This is a genomic window from Halocynthiibacter sp., assembly GCF_049608145.1.
Lineage (GTDB): Bacteria > Pseudomonadota > Alphaproteobacteria > Rhodobacterales > Rhodobacteraceae > Halocynthiibacter.
Genome location: NZ_JBMYXF010000006.1, coordinates 48,855 through 72,389 on the forward strand (window position 1 = coordinate 48,855; position 23,535 = coordinate 72,389).

Genomic DNA, 23,535 nt, shown 5'->3' on the forward strand with positions numbered 1-23,535 from the left:
TCTGGTTTCCGGGCCGCTTCTGCAAGATGATGATTTCTTATGCTTGCATATGGTCATGTAAGGATGCGTCTGAACGTTCCCGCATCGCCTGCTGAATGATCTGAAAAGCTGAAGACAGAAACAGACCGGCCATAATTCCAGCAACAATCAGATCAGGCCACCCTGTCGCCGTCCCCCATACCCCGAAGGCTGCAAACATGACCGCAACGTTGCCGATTGCGTCATTGCGTGAACACAACCAGACTGACCGCACATTTGCATCGCCATCTTTATAACGCACGAGGATCAAGACGCTGGCCAGATTGGCAGTTAACGCCAGAAACCCAACCACGCCCATAATTTCCGCTGCAGGCACACCGACATAGAACACACGATACAGGGTTGATCCGAACACCCAGATCCCCATCGCCAGCAGGCTAACCCCTTTGGCAAGTGCTGCATTCCCCCGCACCCGCAAGGATGTTCCAATGACGGCCAGCGAAATACCATAGGTCAGGGAATCCCCGAGAAAATCTAGCGCATCGGCCTGCAATGCCTGTGATTTTGCCAAATGCCCTGCGATCACCTCTACAAAGAACATCACTGCGTTTATCGCAATAACGATCCAAAGCCGTCGTTTATAATCGTTTGAGACACCGTCAAACTTTGCTTCATGTCCACAGCAACCAGCCATGCGAATCTCCTTTAGACTTCATGGCATCTGATATAGAACCTCTAGTAACTATAGGTTCAAGAGGTTTTATATGTATTCGATCGGCATGTTATCAACGCGGACAAATGTGAAGGTCCCGACCATTCGCTATTATGAACAAGTTGGCCTGTTGGAAGAGGCCGGGCGCACCGAAGGAAATCAGCGACGGTATGGCCCAGCCGAACTGGAACGCTTGACGTTCATCAAACATGCCCGCGACCTGGGGTTTCCAATTGGCGCAATCTCAGCTCTCATTTCATTGCAAAACCATCCTGACAGATCCTGTGCCGAAGCCAACGCGATTGCACACCAACAGTTGGCCGATGTTCGGGAAAAGATCGCTGGCCTGAAACGCCTAGAACAAGAGCTTTCAAGGATAGCAACGGGATGCACCAGTGATGGTCAGGCCGGTGAATGTTACGTTTTGGCCTCTCTTTCTGATCACTCTCGGTGTGAGCATGGCCATTAGGCCTATTTGTGCCAGACCATAACGATCCCCCTTCCCCCGGAAACCGGTCTTTCCCTTCCGGCCACTCTGTGCCACCTTCCACGTGAAGGGAAATCACGATGCCAATCACCACCTGTATCTTTGACGCCTACGGAACCCTCTTTGATGTCAACGCGGCGGCGCGGGCCGCAGCACAGGAACCCGGAAATGAAACCCTGGCCCGATGCTGGCAGCAGCTGGCTGCGGACTGGCGGGCAAAGCAGCTAGAATACACCTGGCTGCGGGCCCTGGCCGATACCCATGACGATTTCTGGAAAGTGACACAGGACGGGTTGGACTGGGCGATGGAGAAACATGGGCTGAAGGGGGATGGGTTGCGTGCGCGCCTGATGCAACTTTATGCAGAGCTTTCCGCATATCCAGAAGTTCAGGAAATGTTAAAAACCTTAAAGAACGCCGGATATAAACTTGCCATTCTTTCAAATGGCGAACCGAAAATGCTGCAAAGCGCGATGGACAGCGCCGGGATCTCTGATCTGTTGGATGACTGCCTGTCTGTTGAAAATGTCGGCGTTTATAAACCTCATGCGCGGGTCTATGATATGGTTGGTGATCGCTTTGGCTGCGACAATGATCAGGTGCTGTTTGTGTCCTCTAACGGGTGGGACGCGGCCTGTGCCACAGGCTATGGGTTTCAGACGGCCTGGGTCAATCGCATGGGCCTGCCGGTGGATCGCATGCCTTGGACTCCGAAACACATCCTGAATGACCTAAAAACAATCCCTGAATTGGCGAAATCCCTGTGAATACACATTACTACACAACATCCGACGGCATTCAGGTTGGTTATTCAGATGAAGGCGAAGGCGCGCCTTTGCTTCTGCTTTCGGGACTGACACGCAATGCAAAAGACTTTAACCATCTGGTGCCACATCTGACAGGTTATCGCGTGATCCGGCCTGATTATCGGGGGCGCGGACGGTCAGATCATGCCCCTTATCAGACTTACACAGTCGAGATCGAAGCCCGTGATCAGCTCGAACTTCTGGATCATCTGGGTTTGGATCAGGTGGCGATCATCGGAACTTCCCGTGGCGGGCTGATTGCCATGCTTTTGGCCGCAATTGCAAAACATAGACTGACCGGCGTTTGCCTAAATGACATTGGCCCGGAAATCGCGGCAAGCGGGCGCAAATACATCATGACCTATCTGGGCCGTCGGCCACCGCAGAAATCTTATGAAGATGCGGCCAAGGTCCGTGCCGAGCATTTCATCGACTTCCCCAATGTACCCATGTCACGCTGGCTGGAAGAGGTGCAAAACCAATTTACCCTGTCTGATCGCGGCCTTGAAATTATGTATGACCGCAAACTAAGAGATGCGGTTGGCAAAGGGTTGAAAACAACGGAACAGCCGGATCTGTGGCCACTATTTGACGCGTTAGATAGCCTGCCTCTGGCCCTGTTGCGGGGGGCAAATTCTAACTTATTGTCGGAAGAATGTGCACAGGGCATGCAACGCCGCCGCCCGGATATGCTTTTCGCAAATATACCGGATCGGGGCCATGTTCCGTTTCTAGATGAGGCTGAAAGCCTTGATGTAATTCACCAATTTCTAAGGATGATCTGATGGTCACTTACGCTGATATCAAAGCTGCACAACAACGTCTGATGGGCCAATCCCGCCACACGCCCCTGCTGTCATCCCCCTTTCTGGATGAAATCGCCGGACGCAGGATCTTTGTGAAACCGGAATGTTTGCAACATACTGGCTCGTTCAAATTTCGTGGGGCTTGGTCTGCGGTTTCTGCCCTTCCAGAAGAACAACGCAAAAACGGCGTCATCGCTTTTTCATCCGGCAACCACGCCCAAGGCGTGGCGCTGGCCGCTGCGCGCCATGGTATCCCGTCTGTGATCATCATGCCGAAAAACGCCCCTGCCCTGAAGATCGCCAACACCCGCGCCCTGGGGGCGGAAGTTGTGTTGTATGACCGCGCGACAGAAGCACGCGAAGAAATCGGTGATCGTCTATCCTCCGAACGCGGCCTGACCCTGATCAAACCCTATGATGAACCCATGGTCATTGCGGGCCAAGGCACCACGGGCCTTGAGATCGCCGCTGATTGTGAAGCACGTGATGCTGAGGTCCTGGTGCCTTGCGGTGGTGGCGGGCTGACCTCTGGTATCTCTCTGGCCCTTGCGCAGGAAGCCCCCAACATGCGGGTGCGCCCTTGCGAACCGGAAGGGTTTGACGACACCGCACGGTCGCTGGCATCCGGCCAGATTGAACAGAATGCGAAACCGGAAGGGTCCATTTGTGACGCGATTGTCACCCCTGCCCCCGGCGAAATCACCTTCCCGATTATGCAAAAAAACTGTGGCGCTGGGATTGTGGTCACGGATGAGGAATGCCTGCGTGCCATGGCGCTTGCCTTTCTGCGCCTGAAAATTGTGATTGAACCCGGCGGCGCAACTTCCCTTGCAGCCGCCCTGTTTCACGGCGATAAATTAACCAAAGATACTGCCGTTTGTGTGGCTTCGGGTGGCAATGTCGACCCAGCCATGTTTGCCCGCGCCTTAGATACACTGGAGAGCTGATATGCCCCGATTTACGATTGCTTCTTTTAACGTCAAAAACCTGATTGGTGCTGATCAGGAATATTATCGTTTCGAAAAATACACCCCCGAAGAACACGCCTGGAAGGAAGACTGGTTGGCGGATCAGGTTCTGTCTCTGGACGCGGATGTGGTTGGCTTTCAAGAAATTTTCGAAGAAGACGCCCTGCGCGCGGTGATTGCCGAGGCTGATAAACGCGGCGAAGCATCCAACGAAAGTGCGATCCCGGATCGTTCCAAACGGTATGCAAAGAAGGCGATCTTTCGAAAGCTGGCCTATGCGCCCTACGGTAAAAATGCGGCCTTGGCTTTTGCGGCGAACGTGAATGACGGCGCACCCGGTGAACGCCGCCCTGGCGTTGCTGTGCTATCGCGCATGGGTTTTGTTGGGGACCCCGAGGTGATCCAGCAACTGCCGGAACCGCTGGATATTGAATTTGGCGGTCTGGCAGATGGGGATGGTGGATCTTTCCGCATTTCCCGTCTGTCGCGCCCTGTGTTGAAGGTCCGTATTCCTGTTGGAGATCAGGTTGTGACAGTGTTCAATTGTCACCTGAAATCCAAGCTGGGCGAATTTAAACGGCCCGAAGGCGCGGATTTCGCGCCCGAAGCAGATCTTCTGTCCTATGATGCCGCCGGGCGTGCCCTTGGGGCCCTGCGTGCGGGCCTGCGCCGTATGGCAGAGGCCTGGGTTTTGCGCAACGAGATCGTGCAAGAACTGACTGCAGGCAATCCGGTGATGGTTCTGGGCGATTTCAACGACAGTGAACATGCGGTCAGCAGTGAAATCATCTCGGGCGAGGCCCCGTTCAAGAATTATTCTTGGATGCGCCGCCATGATGCCGACCGGGCAAATGAACGCTATTCCCGCGATCAGAATGAGCAAATCCAAAAAGCGATTACATCCATGCGCCTGCATTCTGCTGAAAAGCTGTTTGTGCGCAAATCTCTGCGTGACATGGTGTATACCTCTGCCTTTGGCGGGGTGTTTGAAAGCATCGACCAAATTTTGATGAGCCACCATTTCCTGCCTGAAAACCCGGGTGCCATTGGCGAGATGGAATATTTCTCGGTCCTCAATGATCATCTGACCGATGGTTCACATGCGGAAGCCCCTTACAACAAGCTGGCCTCTGACCACGGGCAGATCATGGCACATATGCAGATCGGCGAGGACTGATGCCTTTTGCAGAGGTGAATGGCATCCGTTTGCATTATCTTGATGAGGGCCCACGAGATGGCGCACCACTGGTGATGCTGCATGCGCTGGGTACGAACTTGCATCTCTGGGATGCGGTCATGACGCATTTGCCAGCAGGATTGCGGGTGGTGCGCATTGATTTGCGTGGCCATGGGCAAAGTGATGCCCCACCTGCCCCCTATTCCATGGGGGCTATGGTGCGTGATGTGGAAGCGATCTTAGATCATCTGGATCTGCGTGACGTGATGATATGCGGCTTATCCTTGGGCGGAATGATTGCCCAGGGTCTGGCCGTGAAACGCCTTGATCAGATACGTGCAGTGGTTCTGGCCGGGACTGCCGCTAAAATAGGCATGCCAAAGCTTTGGGAAGATCGCAGTGAAGCCGTGCGAAAACACGGGCTAGATGCATTGGCCGAAGAAATCGCCAAACACTGGTTCCTGCGTAAGGGCCAAGATTTCCTTCCGCCTAAAGGACTTGCGCAGTGGCGCGACATGCTGGTGAACACGCCGATCGAAGGGTATTGCGGTGCGATTGCAGCCGTGTCCGGAACAGATTTCTTCACCCCGACATCCGGCCTGCGCCTGCCTGCACTGGGCCTGTGTGGCGTTGATGACCGCGCGACACCGCCCGACCTGATGCGCGAAACCCTAGACCTGATCCCAGGCAGTGATTTCAAAATCATCCGCCGCGCGGGACATCTGTGCTGTGCCGAGCAGCCAGAAGAGTTTGCACGACATTTGTCCGATTTCATGCAACGTACCGGGCATCAGAGCATGCCGAACACCACCCCAACACTGAAGGAACAGAACGGGTGTTGCAGCGGACGCAGCTGACCTGTGACCTATTTCACAAGACGCACATAGGCATCCGGCCCACGGGGGTCACAGATAAAATAGTCAGCCCTATCTGTCAGGTATTTCCGCCATGTCTTTTCCGGAAGTGTGCTGATTTTGACATTATGGACCCTGTTCATGTGAACACTCAGATCCTGTATTTTTACACCTTTTTTCTGATTCAACGTTTGAATGAAATTTTGGATTTTCTCGATAATTTGATCCTTGGGCAGTATTTTGTCCAAGACAGGCAATGGCACCAGGGTTTTAAAGCAAGTGCAAGACTTCCTCATATTCAATGGGGTCTTTTCTTCACCAATCCCCAGTACCCATGCCCCATTTTCGCGCAGATAGGTGGCAAGATGGGAAAAATCACCGTCAGAACTTGCCAGCACGAATTTTCGAATACCCTGCCTGTGGAACAGATCCAACGCCTCCACCGTCATCAGTATGTCGGAGCTGTTTTTCCCGCTGCCACTGTGAACCAGATGATAGCCTGGCGCGCCATCCCACCCCGGAAGCTTTGCAGTATTTCCGTATACACGCTTTATGCGTAGCGCCCCAATTGCCGCGCTGTCTGTAATCAATCGCCCTGCGTGTTTTGATGAAAGATTATCACCATCTACAAGAAGCGCCAGTTCCTCATATCTTTGCGGATCAAAAGGCATTTTGGTCAATCTGCTCTCTGTTAAATGCTGTTTCCCTAAGCCCCGGCTATGTCAAAACTATGGCATGCTTGATTTCTGAACTGACCCGTTTAGATGTAGGGAACTTATTCAGGAGCGCCCAATGTCCAGGAAATCTACACGGTTGCAGGTGATCTTTGTTCTGATCACCCTGGTAATTGATGCCATGGGTATTGGTCTGATCATGCCGGTCATGCCCGACCTGATCCGCGAAATCGAAGGCGCAAGTCTTGCCGATGCCGCGATCTGGGGCGGCTATCTGTCTTTTTCCTTTGCAATCATGCAATTCCTGTTCGGCCCAACCGTTGGCAATCTATCTGACCGTTATGGACGCCGCCCGGTTCTGCTGATTTCCCTATTTATCATGGCTGTAGATTACGCGGTTATGGCCCTTGCGGACACCATGTGGCTGCTTCTTCTGGGGCGTATTGTTGGCGGGATTACGGCAGCAACGCATTCCACTGCGGCTGCCTTTATTGCGGATATTTCCAGTGATGAGGAACGTTCACAAAACTTTGGCCTGGTCTCTGCCGCGTTCGGCGTTGGTTTTGTGCTGGGGCCGGTGATTGGTGGGCTGCTTGCCAGTTTTGGTCCACGTGCGCCCTTTGTCGCAGCGGCAATCTTTGCGGGCAGTAATTTCGTCTTCGGCTACTTTGTCTTCCCCGAAACGGTCACCGATGAAATCCGCCGTCCCTTTAACTGGAAACGCGCCAACCCCTTTGGCGCGCTGATGAATATCGGGCGCTTGCCCGGGATACGTCCGTTGTTGGTTGTGTATTTCCTCTATCAGGTCGCATTCTACGTTTACCCGGCGATCTGGTCCTATTTCACACAGGAACGCTTCGGCTGGTCACCTGCCATGGTCGGCTGGTCGCTTGCGGTGTTTGGAATTTCCATGGCGATTTCGCAAGGGCTGCTTATTCGTAAGATCATTCCTTGGATTGGTGAACGTAAAACCGTGATCCTTGGTTTTGTTATCGATATTGTTGTCTTTTTCTTCACCGCGATCCTGACCAATGGCTGGATCGTTCTGGGCCTGACACCCTTGTCTGCCCTTGGTGGGATGGCGACCCCTGCAATGCAGGGATTGATGAGCCGCGCTGCGGGGCCAGATCAGCAGGGCGAATTACAGGGACTTTTGACCAGTATCGGGGCGCTTGGGATGATTCTATCGCCGCTGATCATGACACGTACATTCGCCATATTCAGTGAGGACGGGGCGGCATACTACCTTCCTGGCGCGCCCTTCCTTTTGTCGATGGTCCTCATGGCCCTTGGTTTGGGTATTTATCTGGCAGGTTGGCGAAAATTACGCCCATCCGATGAAAAAACCTGACGCAAAATCGCTATTTTGTCGCGAACGTAGCTTGCAGTGCCGTTAAGGATTTCGCAGGCTCTCCTTTAATTGATCTGAGGAGAGAACCCATGGCCCGTATCCGCGCAGCTGTCGCCCGTGAATTTGGCGCCCCCTTGGTGATTGAAGACGTTGAGCTGCGCGCACCAGAAGCAGGCGAAGTCGAAGTCACCTTGGATGCCTGCGCAATCTGCCATTCCGACATTTCCTTTATGGATGGTGGCTGGGGAGGCGAGCTTCCTGCGATTTATGGGCACGAGGCCGCCGGCACGATCACCGCGATGGGCGCGGGTGTCAAAGGTTATGCGATGGGCGATAAGGTTCTGGTCACCCTGATCCGGTCCTGCGGGGATTGCGCGCCCTGTTCGTCCGGTGCGCCCGTGGCCTGCGATGGTGATATTTCCATGGACGGTCCGATCACCCTGCCCGATGGCACAGCGGTGACCCAGGGCATGGCATGTGGCGCATTTGCGGAAAAGGTTGTGGTACAACCACGTCAGCTTGCGAAACTGCCCGATGATATAGCAATGGATGTGGCATCCCTTCTCGCCTGTGGTGTGATCACAGGTGTTGGCGCCGTCGTGAATTCCGCCGCACTGCGCCCGGGGCAAACCGCCGTTATTATTGGGGCTGGTGGCGTGGGTCTAAACGCCATTCAAGGCGCGCGCATTGCAGGTGCCGCCAAAATCATCGCGATTGATATGGTTCCAGAGAAGCTTGAAATCGCAAAAGAATTCGGTGCAACACATGGTGTATTGGCGTCCGATGGTAAGCCGTGGAAAGAAGTTGCAAAGATCACTGGTGGTGCAATGGCAGACGCTGTTTTCATCACCGTTGGCGCCATCCCTGCCTATGAGCAGGCGTTGCGTTATATTGGCCCAAAAGGAAAAATGGTCATGGTTGGCATGCCGCATTCCGGTGCAAAAGCTGACTATGAACCCGTAATTGTTGCCGCGCTGGGGCAACAAATGATTGGCTCGAAAATGGGAGATGTTGTTTTGGCCAGAGACATCCCTTGGCTGATCGATCTTTACCAGCAGAACCGCTTGAAACTTGATGAGTTAATTTCCGGGCGCTGGTCGCTTGATGACATCAACGAAGCTATCGCAAACACGAAATCCGGCGCTGCGCGTCGAAATGTGGTAATATTCAGATGACATACACGACCAGAACAGAAGACAATATCCTGCACCTGACGGGTGCGGGCAACAACATGCGTTTTCACGCCGTTTGGCTGCGGGATAATCTGCCAGGTGCAGACTACCGCGACCCCGGCAATGGGCAGCGTTTGGTGACACTGGCAAATCTGCCGGAAGAGATCACCCTAGAGACCGCGAATGTCAAAGGCGACACCGTTGAGCTTCGCTTTGGCGGCGAAGATGCGGTGCATTCTTTCGATATCGCCTGGCTGCTGGCAAATGCCTATGACAAGCCCGCCGTGTCCGGCATGAATCCGGGCATCAACGCCTGGACATCCGCGCTGACAGATGTGCCGACAGGCGACATGACCGAGCTGAAAACAGACAAGGCCGCCAAACTGAAATGGCTATCTGCAGTGCAGGATTACGGCTTTGCCAAAGTCACCGGCATGGAACCCGTGGAAGGCGGACTGTTTGATATCGCAGACCTGTTTGGCTACGTCCGTGAAACCAACTATGGCCGCCACTTTGAAGTCCGCACCGAGGTAAACCCGGTGAACCTTGCTTACACCGGGCTGGGCCTGCAGGCGCATACGGACAACCCGTATCGCGATCCTGTGCCAACCCTGCAAATCCTGTCCTGCCTTGAAAACTCTGCCGCGGGTGGGGAAAACATGGTGGTTGACGGTTTCGCCTGTGCCGAACGTCTGCGCCAGGAAGACCCGGAAGGGTTTGATGCCCTTGCAAGCTATTCCATCCGCTTTGAATACGCCGGCAGTGCGGATGTCTGCCTGCAATCCCACCGCCCGATGATTGAACTGTCACCGGAAGGTCTGTTTGTGCAGATGCGCTTTAACTCACGTTCGATCGCACCGGTGCAGGATGTGCCGTTTGACGCGATGGAGATCTGGTATCGCGCCTATCGTCGTCTGTCCGCGATCATTGATGATCCTGCGATGGAGGTGACATTCAAACTGTCCCCAGGCGAAGCGTTCATCGTGGACAACACCCGCGTGTTGCATGCGCGCAAAGGCTATTCCGGCGAAGGCAGCCGTTGGTTGCAGGGCTGTTACGCCGATAAAGACGGTCTGCGGTCCACCCGTGCGGCCTTGGCACGCGAATTGGGAGACGCCTAATGTCAGCCCCAAATCCTAGCGAGCTAAACGCAAGCAATATCGTCGATTTCATCGGCGATATCTTTATCCGCTGCGGCGATGAAGAATACCTTGGCGAACCCGTGACCATGGCCCAACACATGTTGCAAGGGGCCACGATTGCAGAACAAAACGGCATGGATGATGAAATCGTCGTCGCAGCCCTGTTGCATGACATCGGCCATTTCACCAGTGAATTCGGCACGTTTTCCATGGATGACACCGAAGATCGTTTCCATGAGGAAGCAGGCGCGAAAGTGCTGGAACGCTTCTTCCCGACGATCATCACCGATTGCGTGCGGTATCACGTGGCGGCGAAACGCTATCTTTGCGCGACAAAGCCCAGCTATTTTGATCGCCTGTCTGAAGCCTCGATCCATTCCCTGAACCTTCAGGGTGGGCCGATGTCGGACGATGAAGTGGCCGAGTTCGAAAAGAACCCGAACCTCGCGAAGATCATCCAGGTGCGCTACCTGGATGAGGCGGGCAAACATCCGGATATGGAAACCCCGGATTACACCCATTTCGCCCCGGCGGTTCAGCGCATCGTAGACGCCCATATGGCGTCGAAATAAAAAACGGAGGGTGCCAATGAAACTGAAAGACCTTGAGATTTTCACCGTTGGCACCCCGCCCCCCGGCTGGGGCGGGCGCTACTGGATTTTTGTCAAACTCACGACCGATACCGGGATCGTGGGTTACGGCGAAGTCTATGCCGCCTCTGTCGGGCCGGCAGCCATGGAACACGTGATCCGCGATGTGTTTGAACGGCACATGTATGGGGAAAACCCGGAAAACGTTGAAATGATGTTTCGCCGGGCTTATTCTTCGGGCTTCACGCAACGCCCTGATCTGACGGTGATTGGTGCGTTTTCCGGCCTTGAGATTGCCTGTTGGGATATTCTTGGTAAGGCGCACGAACGGCCTGTTTGGGCCTTGATGGGCGGCTTGATGAATGAACGCATCCGGTCCTACACCTATCTCTATCCCCTGCCCCATCATAATGTGCAGGACTTCTGGTCCAGCCCGGAAATGGCGGCTGAAACCGCTGCCGAAATGGTCAAACTTGGCTTTACCGCCGTGAAATTCGACCCTGCTGGTCCCTATACATTGCGCGGCGGTCACATGCCTGCCATGTCCGATATTTCGCAATCCGCCGCCTTCTGCAAAGCCATTCGCGCAGCCGTGGGCGATAAGGCTGATCTTCTGTTCGGCACCCATGGGCAATTCTCTACCGCCGGCGCAATCCGCCTTGCCAAAGCGATCGAACCCTATGATCCGCTTTGGTATGAGGAACCCGTGCCGCCGGATAATATCAACGAGATGGCGAAGGTTGCCAATGCGACCTCGATCCCCATCGCGACCGGCGAACGCCTGACCACAAAAGCTGAATTCGCGCCAGTCTTACGCAATGGTGCAGCAACGATCCTACAACCCGCTTTGGGCCGTTCCGGCGGTCTGTGGGAGACCAAGAAAATCGCGATCCTTGCTGAGGCCTATAACGCGCAAATGGCTCCGCATCTTTACGCGGGTCCTGTGGAATGGGCTGCGAATATCCATCTCGCCGCTTCGATCCCGAACCTCTTGATGGCAGAAACCATTGGCACGGGCGGTGACTTCCACATGCCTCTGATCAAACATTCAATTGAATGGGACAATGGCTATATCATCGCGCCACAAGCTCCTGGTCTTGGCATCGAATTCGACGAAGATCTGGCGCGCGCGCATCCCTACACGGATACCGGCTTGCACCTGGAAATGCAGGAAGCCCCCTGCAATTATCAGGACGGCAACAACTTTGGCGGCGGTGCCCCAGCACGCGAATAAAATCGGGCTGTTTCCTTGCAAACCGGGTGGGGGCAGCCCCACCCGGCGATTACGCCCCCCTAGATACTTAAAAACAAAATAGGAATTCAGTCCAGCAGGGCGGCAAATGCATGAACGTTCTTATCTGAGGACAGTCGGGCCGTTGTGTGTATAAGATCACGGGCTTTACCCTCTCCGATCAGGGATGCGATTTTATCGGTCAGGCGGTCTTCGATCACATCAAGGGGAAGCGGCTCTGCAAGATCAAAGCTGGCTGCATTTTCACCACCACGATGGATGAGTGTGATCCTTGCAGCCGTTTCGGGAATACCTTCATCAAACACTACGGTCACACTATTGGCCAGCTTGCGGGCATTGTCCTGCTTGCAAAACTTGTCTTCAAACTGATCTGCACAACCGGTATTCCGCCCCAAAAGTGCCATTGCGGTTGTCATTTTATAGCTGAACTTTGCTTCAAGACCGGTTTGCGGCGTTTCAATATTACAGACCCGCGCCCAACGGGGGTTTGTATGGATGATGATGCTTGTGATCTGATCTGTTGGCAGGTTTGCGGCGGCGATTTTAAGGGCCTCAAGTGCTGCGTGTGTACCATGACAGCAGGCATGAAATTTATGTGATACGGCATCTGTTACCCAGATCTCGCCCAACCCGTTAAGTGCTGCCATATCCCCCGCCCCAGCATGAGTATCGCCAAACCCCTGCACGCATTCCAGCCCATCTGGCCGTGAGATAAAACCGTGAGATGCCAGCAACGCGACCTCAACCGCATTGGAGGCCGCAATCCCCGCGTTATAAGGTTTCCCCATCGTGCCAAACTGGCTTTTCAGCCCACTGGCCCGGGTTGCACAAAGACCCAATGCATGTTGCGTCTGTTCCGCAGACAAGCCCAGAAGGCGCGCGCAGGCCAGCGTTGCACCGAAACTTCCGGCGGTGGCAGTCTGGTGGAAACCGGTCTCATAATGACTGCGCCCAAGCCAAGCCCCAATGCGGGCACTGGTTTCAAAACCAAGCGCCGCAGCATCGAGAAAATCTGCCCCACTGGCATTGATCTGTTGGGAAAGTGCAAGGCAGGCCGGGAAAATCACCACAGAAGGGTGACCAATATGCAGGAAATGCGTGTCATCGAAATCAAGCGCATGTGACGTCGCGCCATTCACCAGCGCCGCCGCGCGGGCGGGTGCGACGCCGCGCCCAAACAAAATAGATTCGCCCGCGCCACCTTCAGCCAGAACCATATCCCGGGTGATCTTTGCGACGGGTTCCGTCACACCCGCAAGACCACAGGCAACCCAGTCAACAAGGGACAATCGAATGATTTCGCAGGTACGCGCACTGGGGGTAATTTCACCGGATGCAAACTCCGCTAACACTCTGCTGAAATCATTCATAATCCATCCCCTTCGATTTTATGCTAATATGCCCCCAGCCTTGGCGCTACGCAAACAATTTGCGCCGTCTTTTTGGGAACGCTCACAGGTAACTGGCCTTAAATTGAGTTTTGTCTGGATCTAATTATTCCATCGTATTGGGGCCAGACTTCATACTTAAGATTTGCGGCAACGCAGCACCACGAGATTCGCTCAATTCCAAGAGCCCCAGCCCGCAAGGAGTTCACACCATGAATGACCTGTCCGACATCATCGAAGCCGATCGCGCCCACGTCTGGCACCACCTGACCCAGCACAAACCACTGGAAACAAACGATCCACGTATCATCGTGGAAGGTAAAGGCATACGTGTCTGGGACCAGTCCGGCCGTGAATTCCTGGATGCTGTTTCCGGCGGTGTCTGGACCGTCAACGTTGGCTATGGCCGCACTGCGATTGCTGATGCGGTGCACGCCCAACTGGTGAAAATGAACTACTTTGCACAAAGCGTTGGTTCTATTCCGGGTTCTGAGTTCGCGAAAAAGCTCATCGAAAAAATGCCAGGCATGAGCCGCGTTTACTACGTGAACTCTGGTTCCGAAGCGAACGAAAAAGTGTTCAAAATGGTGCGCCAGATTGCGCATAAAAAATACAACGGCAAGAAAACCAAGATCCTTTATCGTGACCGCGATTATCACGGTTCCACCCTTGCGACCATGTCCGCTGGTGGCCAGGATGAACGCGTAATGCAATTCGGCCCACTTGCCCCTGATTTCGTACGTGTTCCACATTGTATGGAATACCGTGCGCAATGGGATCTGACCGGTGCGGAATATGGCCGCAAAGCCGCTGACGCGATCGAAGAAGTGATCCTGCGGGAAGGCCCTGAAACCGTTGGTCTGCTGTGTCTTGAACCAGTGACAGCCGGTGGCGGTGTGATCGAAGCTCCAGAAGGTTACTGGGAACGCGTTCAGGAAATCTGTAAGAAATATGACGTTCTGCTGCACATCGACGAAGTTGTTTGTGGCATGGGCCGTACCGGCAAATGGTTCGGGTATCAGCACTATGGCATTAAGCCTGACTTTGTAACCATGGCAAAGGGTGTGGCCTCTGGTTATGCGGCGATTGCGATCACCGTGACCACCGAAGAAGTCTTTAACCTGTTCAAAGATGACCCATCTGACAAGATGAACTATTTCCGCGATATTTCCACATTCGGTGGGTGTACGGCTGGTCCTGCTGCAGCGCTTGCGAACATGCAGATCATCGAAGATGAAAACCTGCTGGAAAACACCACCAAAATGGGTGAGCGTATGCTCGCGAACCTGAACAAGCTTGCTGAAAAGCACGAAGTCATTGGTGATGTGCGCGGCAAAGGTCTGTTTGTCGGCGCCGAACTGGTTGCAGATCGTGGCACCAAAGAGCCCGCAGAAGAAGCCAAAGTTGGCGCGGTTGTAGCCGCCTGTAATGCCCGCGGCGTGATCATCGGTGCGACCAACCGTTCTGTTCCAGGCTTCAACAACACCCTGTGTTTCAGCCCTGCCCTGATTGCAACCGCGGATGACATCGATCAGATCTGCAACGCAGTGGACGAAGCCCTGACCGAAGTCTTCGGCGGGTGATACGCCCAACAATGTAAAACAACCGACGGCCACGCAGAATTGTGTGGCCGTTTTCACAAGCACCTGTTTCTTTACGAATTTTGACAGGTCATCGTTTATCTGCCCTTATAGCCAGATAACATTGGATAGAGCCAGTTTCATGCCCATCTCAGAAGAAACCTTTTTCCTAGATCCGCGTTTTGAAGGCACGCTTCAAAGCCAGATCCAGCAGTTGGTGGCCGAAGGCATTCTATCCGGACGCTTTCAACCAGGTGAAAAACTACCATCATCCCGCAAACTGGCAAGCCACCTGGGTGTCAGCCGGATCACGGTGACGCTGGCCTATAACGAATTGATCGCGGATGACTATCTGACCTCCGCCGGGCGTTCGGGTTATTATGTGTCGCATTCCGCCCCGCCCCCGCCGGAAATCCCACAAAATCGTTCCAATGACACCGTCGACTGGGCCCGTGCCATTGGTCAAAGTTATTCAAATGTGCGCCAGGTGGCGAAACCATCAAATTGGGGCGGCTTCCCTTATCCATTTGTTTACGGCCAGGCAGATCCGACACTGTTTGACCAGCAAAACTGGCGGCTATGTGCGTTGCAGGCCCTGGGAAAGAAGGATTTCACATCTCTGACGGGTGACTTTGCCGATCGTGATGATCCCCAACTGGTTGAATTCATCGCCCGTCACACCTTGCCCCGGCGTGGAATTCTGGCCCGACCGGAAGAAATTCTGATCACCGTGGGTGCCCAAAACGCGCTTTGGATTACTGCGCAACTGTTGCTGGGGCAACGTCGAAAAGCCGTGTTTGAAAACCCTTGCTACCCCGGTTTGCGCGAAGTTTTGGGCCAGACCCGCTGTCATCTGGCACCAGTCGATGTGGACGAAAAAGGCCTTAACCCGGATACGTTGCCGGATGACTTAGATGTGCTTTTCGCCACACCCAGTCACCAATGCCCGACAACCGCCACCATGCCAATTGAACGCCGGCGTGCCTTGCTTGAAAAGGCGCGTGCCGAAGATTTTCTGATCGTTGAAGACGACTACGAATTTGAGATGTCCTTCCTGACAACCGCATCTCCCGCTCTGAAATCCTTGGATGAAGATGGGCGGGTGATCTATGTTGGGTCTTTCTCAAAATCCTTATTCCCAGGTTTGCGTCTTGGCTATCTCGTTGGATCAGAAGCCTTTATTCGCGAAGCGCGCGGATTACGCGCCACTATTTTGCGCCACCTGCCCGGCCATATTCAACGCACAGCCGCCTATTTTTTGTCGCGCGGGCATTATGATGCGTTGGTGCGCCGGATCCGTCTGGCCCTGCATGAACGTCGCGAAGTGATGGATCGTGCGATCCGCACTCAGGGATTGGAAATCGCCGGTGCCGCACAGTTTGGTGGATCAAGTTATTGGATGGCAACGCCCCCCGGCGTGAACATCGAAGATCGTATAGACGCGCTGAAAGAACGCGGAGTTCTGATCGAACCTGGCATGCCTTTCTTTGAAAATGCCGAAGATGGGCGCGGATATTTCCGTCTTGCCTATTCCTCCATACCCGCAAACCGGATCAACGATGGAATTCGCATTTTGGCGGAAGAACTACGTTCTTAAATACCGTGCGGCAGACGCATGCGACCAGATATCGCAACTGGACTTAATCCGGGTTAACACTGGCCCTAACGACAGCGCCCCGGGGAAAGTATTCATGTAACTGGAAATCCCGTGATTCACGGGAAATACACGTGAACCACGCCCGCTCACCCGGTCTGAATACCTTATAAGACCCGAAATACAGGATATACTCCCATGAAAATGACCACCGAAGAAGCTTTCGTCAAAACCCTGCAGATGCACGGTATTGAACATGCTTTTGGTATTATCGGCTCTGCGATGATGCCAATTTCCGACATCTTCCCAAAAGCGGGCATCAGCTTCTGGGATTGTGCCCACGAAGGATCTGGCGGCTTTATGGCTGACGGCTACACCCGTGCGACTGGCAAAATGTCCATGATGATCGCGCAAAACGGCCCAGGCATCACAAACTTTGTGACCGCTGTGAAAACCGCTTACTGGAACCACACCCCACTGCTGCTGGTGACACCACAGGCTGCAAACAAAACAATCGGCCAGGGTGGCTTCCAGGAAATGGAACAGATGCGCATGTTTGCGGATTGCGTTTGCTACCAAGAAGAGGTCCGTGACCCATCCCGCGTTGCCGAAGTTCTGAACCGTGTGATCATGAATGCGAAACGTTCTTCCGCGCCTGCACAATTGAACATCCCACGCGATATGTGGACCCAAGTGATCGACATTGCACTGCCTGCAATCGTTGAATTTGAACTGCCTTCCGGCGGCGAAACTGCGGTATCTGAAGCTGCGAAATTGATTTCTGAAGCGAAAAACCCTGTGATCTTGAACGGTGCTGGCGTCGTTCTGTCTGCTGGCGGTATTGAAGCGTCTAAAGAATTGGCGGAACGTCTGGATGCGCCCGTTTGTGTTGGCTACCAGCACAATGACGCATTCCCAGGCAACCACCCATTGTTTGCTGGCCCTCTGGGCTATAACGGTTCAAAAGCCGGTATGGAACTGATCAGCCAGGCTGACGTTGTTCTGTGTCTTGGCACACGTTTGAACCCGTTCTCTACCCTGCCTGGTTATGGCATGGAATACTGGCCATCAGATGCGAAAATCATCCAGGTTGACATCAACCCTGATCGCATTGGTCTGACCAAAGCAGTGACTGTTGGCATCATTGGTGATGCGGCGAAAGTTGCAAAAGGCATTCTGTCCCAACTGTCTGACACCGCAGGTGATGCAGGCCGTGAAGAACGCAAAGCAACCATCGCACAGACCAAATCTGCATGGGCGCAGCAGCTGTCTTCCATGACCCACGAAGAAGACGATCCAGGCACAAACTGGAACGAACGTGCACGTGATGACAAGCCAGATTGGATGTCCCCACGTATGGCTTGGCGCGCCATTCAATCTGCTCTGCCAGTGGAAGCAATCATTTCTTCTGACATCGGCAACAACTGTGCGATCGGCAACGCTTACCCAAGCTTTGAAGAAGGCCGCAAATATCTGGCACCTGGTCTGTTTGGCCCATGTGGTTACGGTCTGCCGTCTGTTGTTGGTGCGAAAATCGGTTGCCCTGATGTGCCTGTTGTTGGCTTCTCTGGTGACGGTGCCTTTGGTATCGCTGTGACAGAATTGACCGCGATTGGCCGTGAGGAATGGCCCGCTGTGACCCAAGTTGTGTTCCGCAACTACCAATGGGGTGCGGAAAAGCGTAACTCTACACTGTGGTTTGACGACAACTTTGTTGGCACCGAGCTGGATCAACAGGTTTCCTACGCTGGCATCGCCAACGCATGTGGTCTGAAAGGCGTCATCGCGCGCACCCAGGACGAGCTGACAGCAGCACTGGCACAGGCTGTGACCGATCAGAAGAACGGCATCACCACCCTGATCGAAGCCATGATCAACCAGGAACTGGGTGACCCGTTCCGTCGTGACGCAATGAAGAAACCAGTTGAAGTTGCTGGCATCTCTGCTGACGACATGCGCCCACAGAAAGGCAGCTGATCTGATGACTGGACGTGCTGTAATGACCCCGGTTGAACTTCTGCAATCTAAGAAGCTTGCAACACGTCCGGTGATTTCCCTAAGTGAAGGCAGCGACCCCCGCATTATTGCGGGGGCGTTTGCCGCCCATAAGCTAGGTCTTGTGAATATCATCCTTGTCGGCGACACAGCCGATATCCAAGCCGGTTTAACTGCCTTGAATCTGGTGCTCTGCCTTGGCATCGAGATCCATGATCCCAAAACATCCGAACTGACGGCAGGGTTTTCTGACGCCTATCACGAGATGCGCAAACACAAAGGTGTTGATGCTGAGAAGGCGCGCGCCGCGGTTGAAACACCGCTGGTCTATGCTGCCATGCTTGTGCGCGAAGGCCATGCGGATGGCACACTTGGGGGCGCAGTTTTCACCACATCCGATGTTGTGCGCGCCGCAATCCAAGTGATTGGCGTTGCCCCAGATGCTGCAATGATTTCCAGCTTTTTCCTGATGTTCCCCCCCGCGCATGCCACTCCAGGCGCGAACCCACATGCGCGCGCCATGGTCTATTCCGACGGGGGCCTTGTGATTGATCCAAGCGCTGATGATCTGGTGTCCATCGCCCAGCAATCCGCAACATCCGCCCAGGCGCTTTTGCAAGTAGATCCCAAAATCGCCATGCTCAGCTTTTCCACATTGGGCAGCGCGAAACACCCGATGGTGACCAAAGTGTCCACCGCAACCCAGGCTTTGCGCGACGCGCGCCCGGACCTGTCCGTCGATGGAGAATTGCAATTCGACGCAGCCTTTGTTCCCGATATCGCCACCCGCAAGGCGCCGGCTTCAGATGTTGCAGGTCTCGCCAATGTGATGATTTTCCCGAACCTAGACGCGGGCAATATCGCCTATAAAATCACCCAGCGCCTTGGCGGATACGCCGCCATTGGTCCGATCCTGCAAGGGGTCGCGAAACCGGCGAACGATCTGTCGCGCGGCTGCTCTGCCGAAGATGTCACCGAAATGATCGCCGTTACCGCCCTTCAGGGTCTGAAATCTTAACAAATCGCAATCAATCCCCGCAGGTGGCTTGACCGCCCCCTGCATGCCACCGCAAATGGAAGCTAGGGACAACTTCCAGAATAAAGACAAAAAATGAAAATATCTGCCTTCAATCCGTCCGAAATTCAGGACCAGATCCGCGCCATGTTCCCAGGCGTCGCTATTGCCGTGATCGTTGCGGTCACCGCGCAGTTTTTGTCTGAGCATTACGCGACGCCTGCGATGCTGCTGGCGCTGCTTTTGGGCATTGCTGTGAATTTCTTAGGCGAAGAAGGCAAGACCGTCGCGGGCATCGGCTTTTCCGCGCGGTCCCTTTTGCGTTTGGGCGTTGCTCTTTTGGGCGTACGGATTTCCGCGACATTGATGGCAGGCCTTGGCGCGCCGCTGATCGCGCTGGTGATCGCTGGCGTCATCTTTACCATTGGTTTTGGCTTGCTGGTGGGCCGTTTCTTTGGTCACAAATGGCGTTTCACCCTGCTGACGGCAGGTTCGGTGGCTATTTGCGGGGCCTCCGCCGCCATGGCGATCAGTGCGATCTTGCCAAAAGATGAACGCTCTGAGGAACGTTTGATCTTCACCGTTCTGGGTGTCACTGTCCTGTCGACCATCGCGATGATCACCTATCCCGTTGTTGTCACGACTTTGGAACTAAGCGACCTGCAGGGCGGCGTTTTCCTGGGCGGCACGATCCATGATGTGGCTCAGGTTGTTGGCGCAGGTTTCTCTATATCTGAGCAAACCGGCGACACAGCCACATTGGTCAAACTGATCCGCGTGGCCATGCTCGCCCCTGTGGTGTTGATCGCATCCCTGCTGATCCGCCGCTTTGACGACACCCCTATCGACGGCAAGCGCCCACCGATCCTGCCGGGATTTGTCATTGGGTTCTTGATCCTAGCGATCCTGTCGAGCTTCGGCGTGATCCCCGAATTCATCAAAGATTTCCTCAGCCAAGCTTCACGCTGGTTGCTGCTGACAGCCATCGCGGCTGTGGGCATGAAAACTCACCTCAAGCAGGTGCTCTCCGTGGGAGGAGCGGCAATCGCACTGCTTGTCACTGAAACATTATTTATTGCCGGGTTCATCCTGGTCGGGATCAGAATGCTAAGCTGATCGGGAAACATCAAGGGAGGCCAGATGACATTCCAGCAACCCCACGTGGACACTTCGCCCAAAGTATCGGACGAGATCCGCAAAACCACTTGTTACATGTGCGCCTGTCGCTGTGGCATCAATGTGCATATGAAAAAAGACGATGAAGGCGAAATGCGTGTCGCCTATATCGAAGGCAACCGTGACCACCCTGTGAACAAAGGTGTGCTTTGTGCCAAGGGTTCTGCGGGCATCATGCAGGTCAATGCACCGTCGCGTCTGAAGGCCCCTTTGAAACGTGTCGGGCCACGTGGTTCTGGTGAATTCGAAGAGATTTCCTGGGATGAAGCGCTAGAAATCGCCACCGGGCACCTGTCCCGCATCCGTGAAAGCAACCCTGAGAAGCTGGCGTTTTTCACCGGCCGCGATCAATCCCAAAGTTTCACCGGGTTCTGGGCACAGGCTTATGGCACACCGAATTTCGCCGCCCACGGTGGGTTCTGTTCCGTCAACATGGCCGCCGCTGGCATCTACACCATGGGCGGCGCGTTTTGGGAATTTGGCCAGCCCGATTGGGATCGCAGCAAACTGTTCATGCTGTTTGGCGTGGCGGAAGACCATGATTCAAACCCGATCAAAACCGGGCTGGCCAAGCTGAAAGAACGTGGCGCAAAGATCATTGGCGTCAACCCGATCCGGTCTGGGTATAACGCCATTGCTGACGAATGGGTGGGCATCACGCCTGGCACTGATGGTTTGTTTATCCTGTCGCTGGCGCATGAATTGCTGAAAGCCGGCAAAATTGATCTCGACTATCTGACGCGTTTCACCAACGCCCCGGTGCTTGTGAATGGCGATGAAACTTCTGACGAATTCGGCCTGCTTCTGCGCGACAAAGACGACAAATTCCTGGTCATTGATCGCGCAACCGGCAAGCCTACGGCCTTTGACAAAAAAGGCGTTAAACCTGATCTGGCGGCGACCCATACCGTCAAAGGCATCACCCATCGTCCTGTGTTCCAGCATCTTGCGGAACGCTACATGTCCGATGAATACGCCCCCGAAGCGGTTGCGGAACGCTGTGGTATTTCCGCAGGTCGCATCCGCGCTATTGCTGCGGAACTGGCGCGTGTCGCCTTTGACGAAGCCTTTGAGATTGAACAAGAATGGACCGATTTCCGCGGTGAACAACACAAGACCATGGTGGGCCGTCCCGTGTCTTTCCACTCCATGCGCGGGATTTCAGCCCATTCCAACGGCTTCCAAACCTGCCGCGCGCTACATGTCTTACAAATACTGCTAGGCACCGTTGAGGTGCCTGGGGGCTTCCGCTTCAAACCACCATACCCTAAACCTGCGGAAGCCCACCCTAAACCCCATTGCAAAGTCACCCCTGGCGCCCCGCTCAATGGCCCACATTTGGGCTATGTGCAGGGTCCTGATGACTTGATGTTGAAGGAAGATGGGTCCCCTGCGCGCATCGACAAAGCCTATACTTGGGAAAACCCGATGTCGGCCCACGGGTTGATGCATATGGTGATTTCCAACGCCCACGCCGGTGATCCTTACAAGATCGACACGCTGTTTATGTATATGGCGAACATGTCTTGGAATTCCTCCATGAACACCAAAGGTGTGATGGAGATGCTGACCGATAAAGATGAAAACGGTGATTATGTGATCCCAAATATCATCTATTCCGACGCCTATTCGTCTGAAATGGTGGCCTATGCCGATCTGATCTTGCCCGACACGACCTATCTGGAACGCCACGACTGTATTTCACTGCTGGATCGCCCGATCTGCGAAGCTGACGCCGCTGCTGACGCCATCCGTTGGCCGGTGATTGAACCTGATCGTGATGTGCGCGGCTTCCAATCTGTGCTTTGTGACCTTGGCGCACGTCTAGGCATGGCCGGATTTGTGAATGACGACGGCAGCGCGAAATACAAAGATTACGCGGATTACATCGTCAATCACGAGCGCAAACCGGGCATCGGCCCGCTGTCTGGCTTCCGGGGTGAAAATGGCGATGAATTTGGCCGTGGTGATGTGAACCCGGATCAACTGGACCGTTACATTGAAAACGGCGGTTTCGCCGTGCATCACATCCCGGAAGAGGCCGCGTTTTATAAGCCTTGGAACAATGCCTATCAGGATTGGGCTGTTAAAACAGGCATCTATGACGCGCCGCAACCCTACCTGTTTAACCTCTATGTTGAACCCTTGCGTAAGTTCCAATTGGCCGCAGAAGGCCATGGTCATCGCCAGCCACCAGAACACCTGCGCGAACGTATCAAGGAAACCCTGGATCCCCTGCCCGTCTGGTATCCACCCTTTGAGGACGGCAATGTCGACACGGGTGAATTCACCGTGCATGCCCTGACACAACGCCCCATGGCGATGTATCATTCTTGGGGCACGCAAAACGCTTGGCTGCGTCAGCTGCATGGGCGTAATCCTATGTATCTGCCAACTAAAATCTTCACTGAAAAAGGTTTTGAGGATGGAGATTGGGCGCGCGTCACATCTGCCCATGGTGAGATCACAGTGCCTGTTGCCCATCACGGTGGGTTGAACGACAACACCATCTGGACATGGAACGCGATCGGCAAACGCAAGGGGGCTTGGGCGCTTGATGAAGGCGCACCAGAGGCCACCAAAGGCTTTCTGCTGAACCACCTCATCCACGAACTTCAGCCCCCTAAAGGTGACGGTCTGCGTTGGGCGAACTCTGATCCTGTGACGGGTCAAGCCGCCTGGTTTGATCTGCGCGTGAAGATCGAAAAAGTCGACGGCCCACCCGAGAACAGCCAACCCGATTTCGACCCAATTAAATCCCCTGTTGGCAAGGGTCCTGAAAACCTCGCATGGAAGGTGGGCAAATGATCCTCTTTC

20 protein-coding genes are annotated in these 23,535 nt (G+C 54.3%); 17 read left to right on the forward strand and 3 right to left on the reverse strand.

Translation table 11 applies throughout. From position 1 onward, the window contains the following. Positions 1-37: 37 nt before the first annotated feature. Positions 38-673 (reverse strand): cation transporter, encoded by a 636-nt coding sequence (locus tag ACPGUT_RS03550; RefSeq protein ID WP_423988885.1) that lies wholly within the window; start codon positions 671-673, stop codon positions 38-40. A gap of 70 nt (positions 674-743) precedes the next feature. Here ACPGUT_RS03550 and ACPGUT_RS03555 point away from each other — a divergent pair, with 70 nt between their 5' ends. From ACPGUT_RS03555 to pcaD, 6 genes are all read left to right on the forward strand, one after another. Next, on the forward strand, positions 744-1,160 hold the full coding sequence (locus tag ACPGUT_RS03555) for a MerR family transcriptional regulator (RefSeq protein WP_423988887.1): 417 nt from the start codon (positions 744-746) through the stop codon (positions 1,158-1,160). A gap of 98 nt (positions 1,161-1,258) precedes the next feature. After that, entirely contained in the window at positions 1,259-1,945 is a 687-nt protein-coding gene (locus ACPGUT_RS03560) for a haloacid dehalogenase type II (RefSeq protein ID WP_423988889.1), read from the forward strand. Further along, entirely contained in the window at positions 1,942-2,769 is an 828-nt protein-coding gene (locus ACPGUT_RS03565) for an alpha/beta fold hydrolase (RefSeq protein WP_423988891.1), read from the forward strand. Before ACPGUT_RS03560 ends, ACPGUT_RS03565 begins: the two co-directional genes overlap by 4 nt. Then, a complete protein-coding gene (locus ACPGUT_RS03570) occupies positions 2,769-3,737 on the forward strand; it encodes a threonine ammonia-lyase (RefSeq protein WP_423988893.1) in 969 nt (322 codons plus the stop codon). The genes ACPGUT_RS03565 and ACPGUT_RS03570 overlap by 1 nt, the downstream gene beginning before the upstream one ends. Before the next feature lies 1 nt (position 3,738). Then, positions 3,739-4,935: an endonuclease/exonuclease/phosphatase family protein gene (locus ACPGUT_RS03575; protein ID WP_423988895.1), complete on the forward strand. Its 1,197-nt coding sequence runs from the start codon at positions 3,739-3,741 to the stop codon at positions 4,933-4,935. Next, positions 4,935-5,792 carry a 3-oxoadipate enol-lactonase gene (pcaD, locus tag ACPGUT_RS03580; protein WP_423988897.1) on the forward strand — a complete coding sequence of 286 codons (858 nt, stop codon included), beginning with the start codon at positions 4,935-4,937 and terminating at the stop codon, positions 5,790-5,792. Before ACPGUT_RS03575 ends, pcaD begins: the two co-directional genes overlap by 1 nt. An 8-nt stretch (positions 5,793-5,800) precedes the next feature. Here the strand turns inward: pcaD and ACPGUT_RS03585 are convergent, their stop codons facing one another. Further along, entirely contained in the window at positions 5,801-6,460 is a 660-nt protein-coding gene (locus ACPGUT_RS03585; RefSeq protein ID WP_423988952.1) for an NYN domain-containing protein, read from the reverse strand. Between the two features lie 121 nt (positions 6,461-6,581). Here ACPGUT_RS03585 and ACPGUT_RS03590 point away from each other — a divergent pair, with 121 nt between their 5' ends. The 5 genes from ACPGUT_RS03590 to ACPGUT_RS03610 all read left to right on the forward strand — a co-directional run bounded on the left by ACPGUT_RS03590 (position 6,582) and on the right by ACPGUT_RS03610 (position 11,952). Then, positions 6,582-7,814, forward strand: coding sequence for a TCR/Tet family MFS transporter (locus ACPGUT_RS03590; RefSeq protein ID WP_423988899.1), 1,233 nt, complete (start codon positions 6,582-6,584; stop codon positions 7,812-7,814). 89 nt (positions 7,815-7,903) lie between these two features. Further along, entirely contained in the window at positions 7,904-8,989 is a 1,086-nt protein-coding gene (locus ACPGUT_RS03595) for a Zn-dependent alcohol dehydrogenase (RefSeq protein ID WP_423988900.1), read from the forward strand. After that, a complete protein-coding gene (gene tmpA / locus ACPGUT_RS03600) occupies positions 8,986-10,107 on the forward strand; it encodes a 2-trimethylaminoethylphosphonate dioxygenase (protein WP_423988902.1) in 1,122 nt (373 codons plus the stop codon). Before ACPGUT_RS03595 ends, tmpA begins: the two co-directional genes overlap by 4 nt. Next, on the forward strand, positions 10,107-10,700 hold the full coding sequence (gene tmpB / locus ACPGUT_RS03605; RefSeq protein ID WP_423988904.1) for a (R)-1-hydroxy-2-trimethylaminoethylphosphonate oxygenase: 594 nt from the start codon (positions 10,107-10,109) through the stop codon (positions 10,698-10,700). Before tmpA ends, tmpB begins: the two co-directional genes overlap by 1 nt. 16 nt (positions 10,701-10,716) lie before the next feature. Continuing rightward, positions 10,717-11,952 carry a mandelate racemase/muconate lactonizing enzyme family protein gene (locus ACPGUT_RS03610; RefSeq protein ID WP_423988906.1) on the forward strand — a complete coding sequence of 412 codons (1,236 nt, stop codon included), beginning with the start codon at positions 10,717-10,719 and terminating at the stop codon, positions 11,950-11,952. A gap of 86 nt (positions 11,953-12,038) precedes the next feature. Here ACPGUT_RS03610 and ACPGUT_RS03615 read toward each other — a convergent pair whose 3' ends face one another. Next, entirely contained in the window at positions 12,039-13,340 is a 1,302-nt protein-coding gene (locus ACPGUT_RS03615; protein WP_423988907.1) for an MmgE/PrpD family protein, read from the reverse strand. Positions 13,341-13,570: 230 nt separating this feature from the next. On the opposite strand from ACPGUT_RS03615, the gene ACPGUT_RS03620 reads away from it, so the two are divergent. The 6 genes from ACPGUT_RS03620 to ACPGUT_RS03645 all read left to right on the forward strand — a co-directional run bounded on the left by ACPGUT_RS03620 (position 13,571) and on the right by ACPGUT_RS03645 (position 23,526). Next, complete coding sequence (locus tag ACPGUT_RS03620) at positions 13,571-14,941, forward strand: aspartate aminotransferase family protein (protein ID WP_423988909.1); 1,371 nt, start codon at positions 13,571-13,573, stop codon at positions 14,939-14,941. Positions 14,942-15,080: 139 nt separating this feature from the next. Beyond that, positions 15,081-16,535 (forward strand): PLP-dependent aminotransferase family protein, encoded by a 1,455-nt coding sequence (locus tag ACPGUT_RS03625; RefSeq protein ID WP_423988910.1) that lies wholly within the window; start codon positions 15,081-15,083, stop codon positions 16,533-16,535. Positions 16,536-16,730: 195 nt separating this feature from the next. Continuing rightward, a complete protein-coding gene (gene xsc / locus ACPGUT_RS03630) occupies positions 16,731-18,509 on the forward strand; it encodes a sulfoacetaldehyde acetyltransferase (RefSeq protein ID WP_423988912.1) in 1,779 nt (592 codons plus the stop codon). A gap of 4 nt (positions 18,510-18,513) precedes the next feature. Further along, positions 18,514-19,545 carry a phosphate acetyltransferase gene (pta, locus tag ACPGUT_RS03635; RefSeq protein ID WP_423988913.1) on the forward strand — a complete coding sequence of 344 codons (1,032 nt, stop codon included), beginning with the start codon at positions 18,514-18,516 and terminating at the stop codon, positions 19,543-19,545. 93 nt (positions 19,546-19,638) lie between these two features. Next, complete coding sequence (locus ACPGUT_RS03640) at positions 19,639-20,658, forward strand: YeiH family protein (RefSeq protein ID WP_423988915.1); 1,020 nt, start codon at positions 19,639-19,641, stop codon at positions 20,656-20,658. A gap of 24 nt (positions 20,659-20,682) precedes the next feature. Then, positions 20,683-23,526 (forward strand): molybdopterin oxidoreductase family protein, encoded by a 2,844-nt coding sequence (locus tag ACPGUT_RS03645; RefSeq protein WP_423988917.1) that lies wholly within the window; start codon positions 20,683-20,685, stop codon positions 23,524-23,526. Positions 23,527-23,535 lie beyond the last annotated feature (9 nt).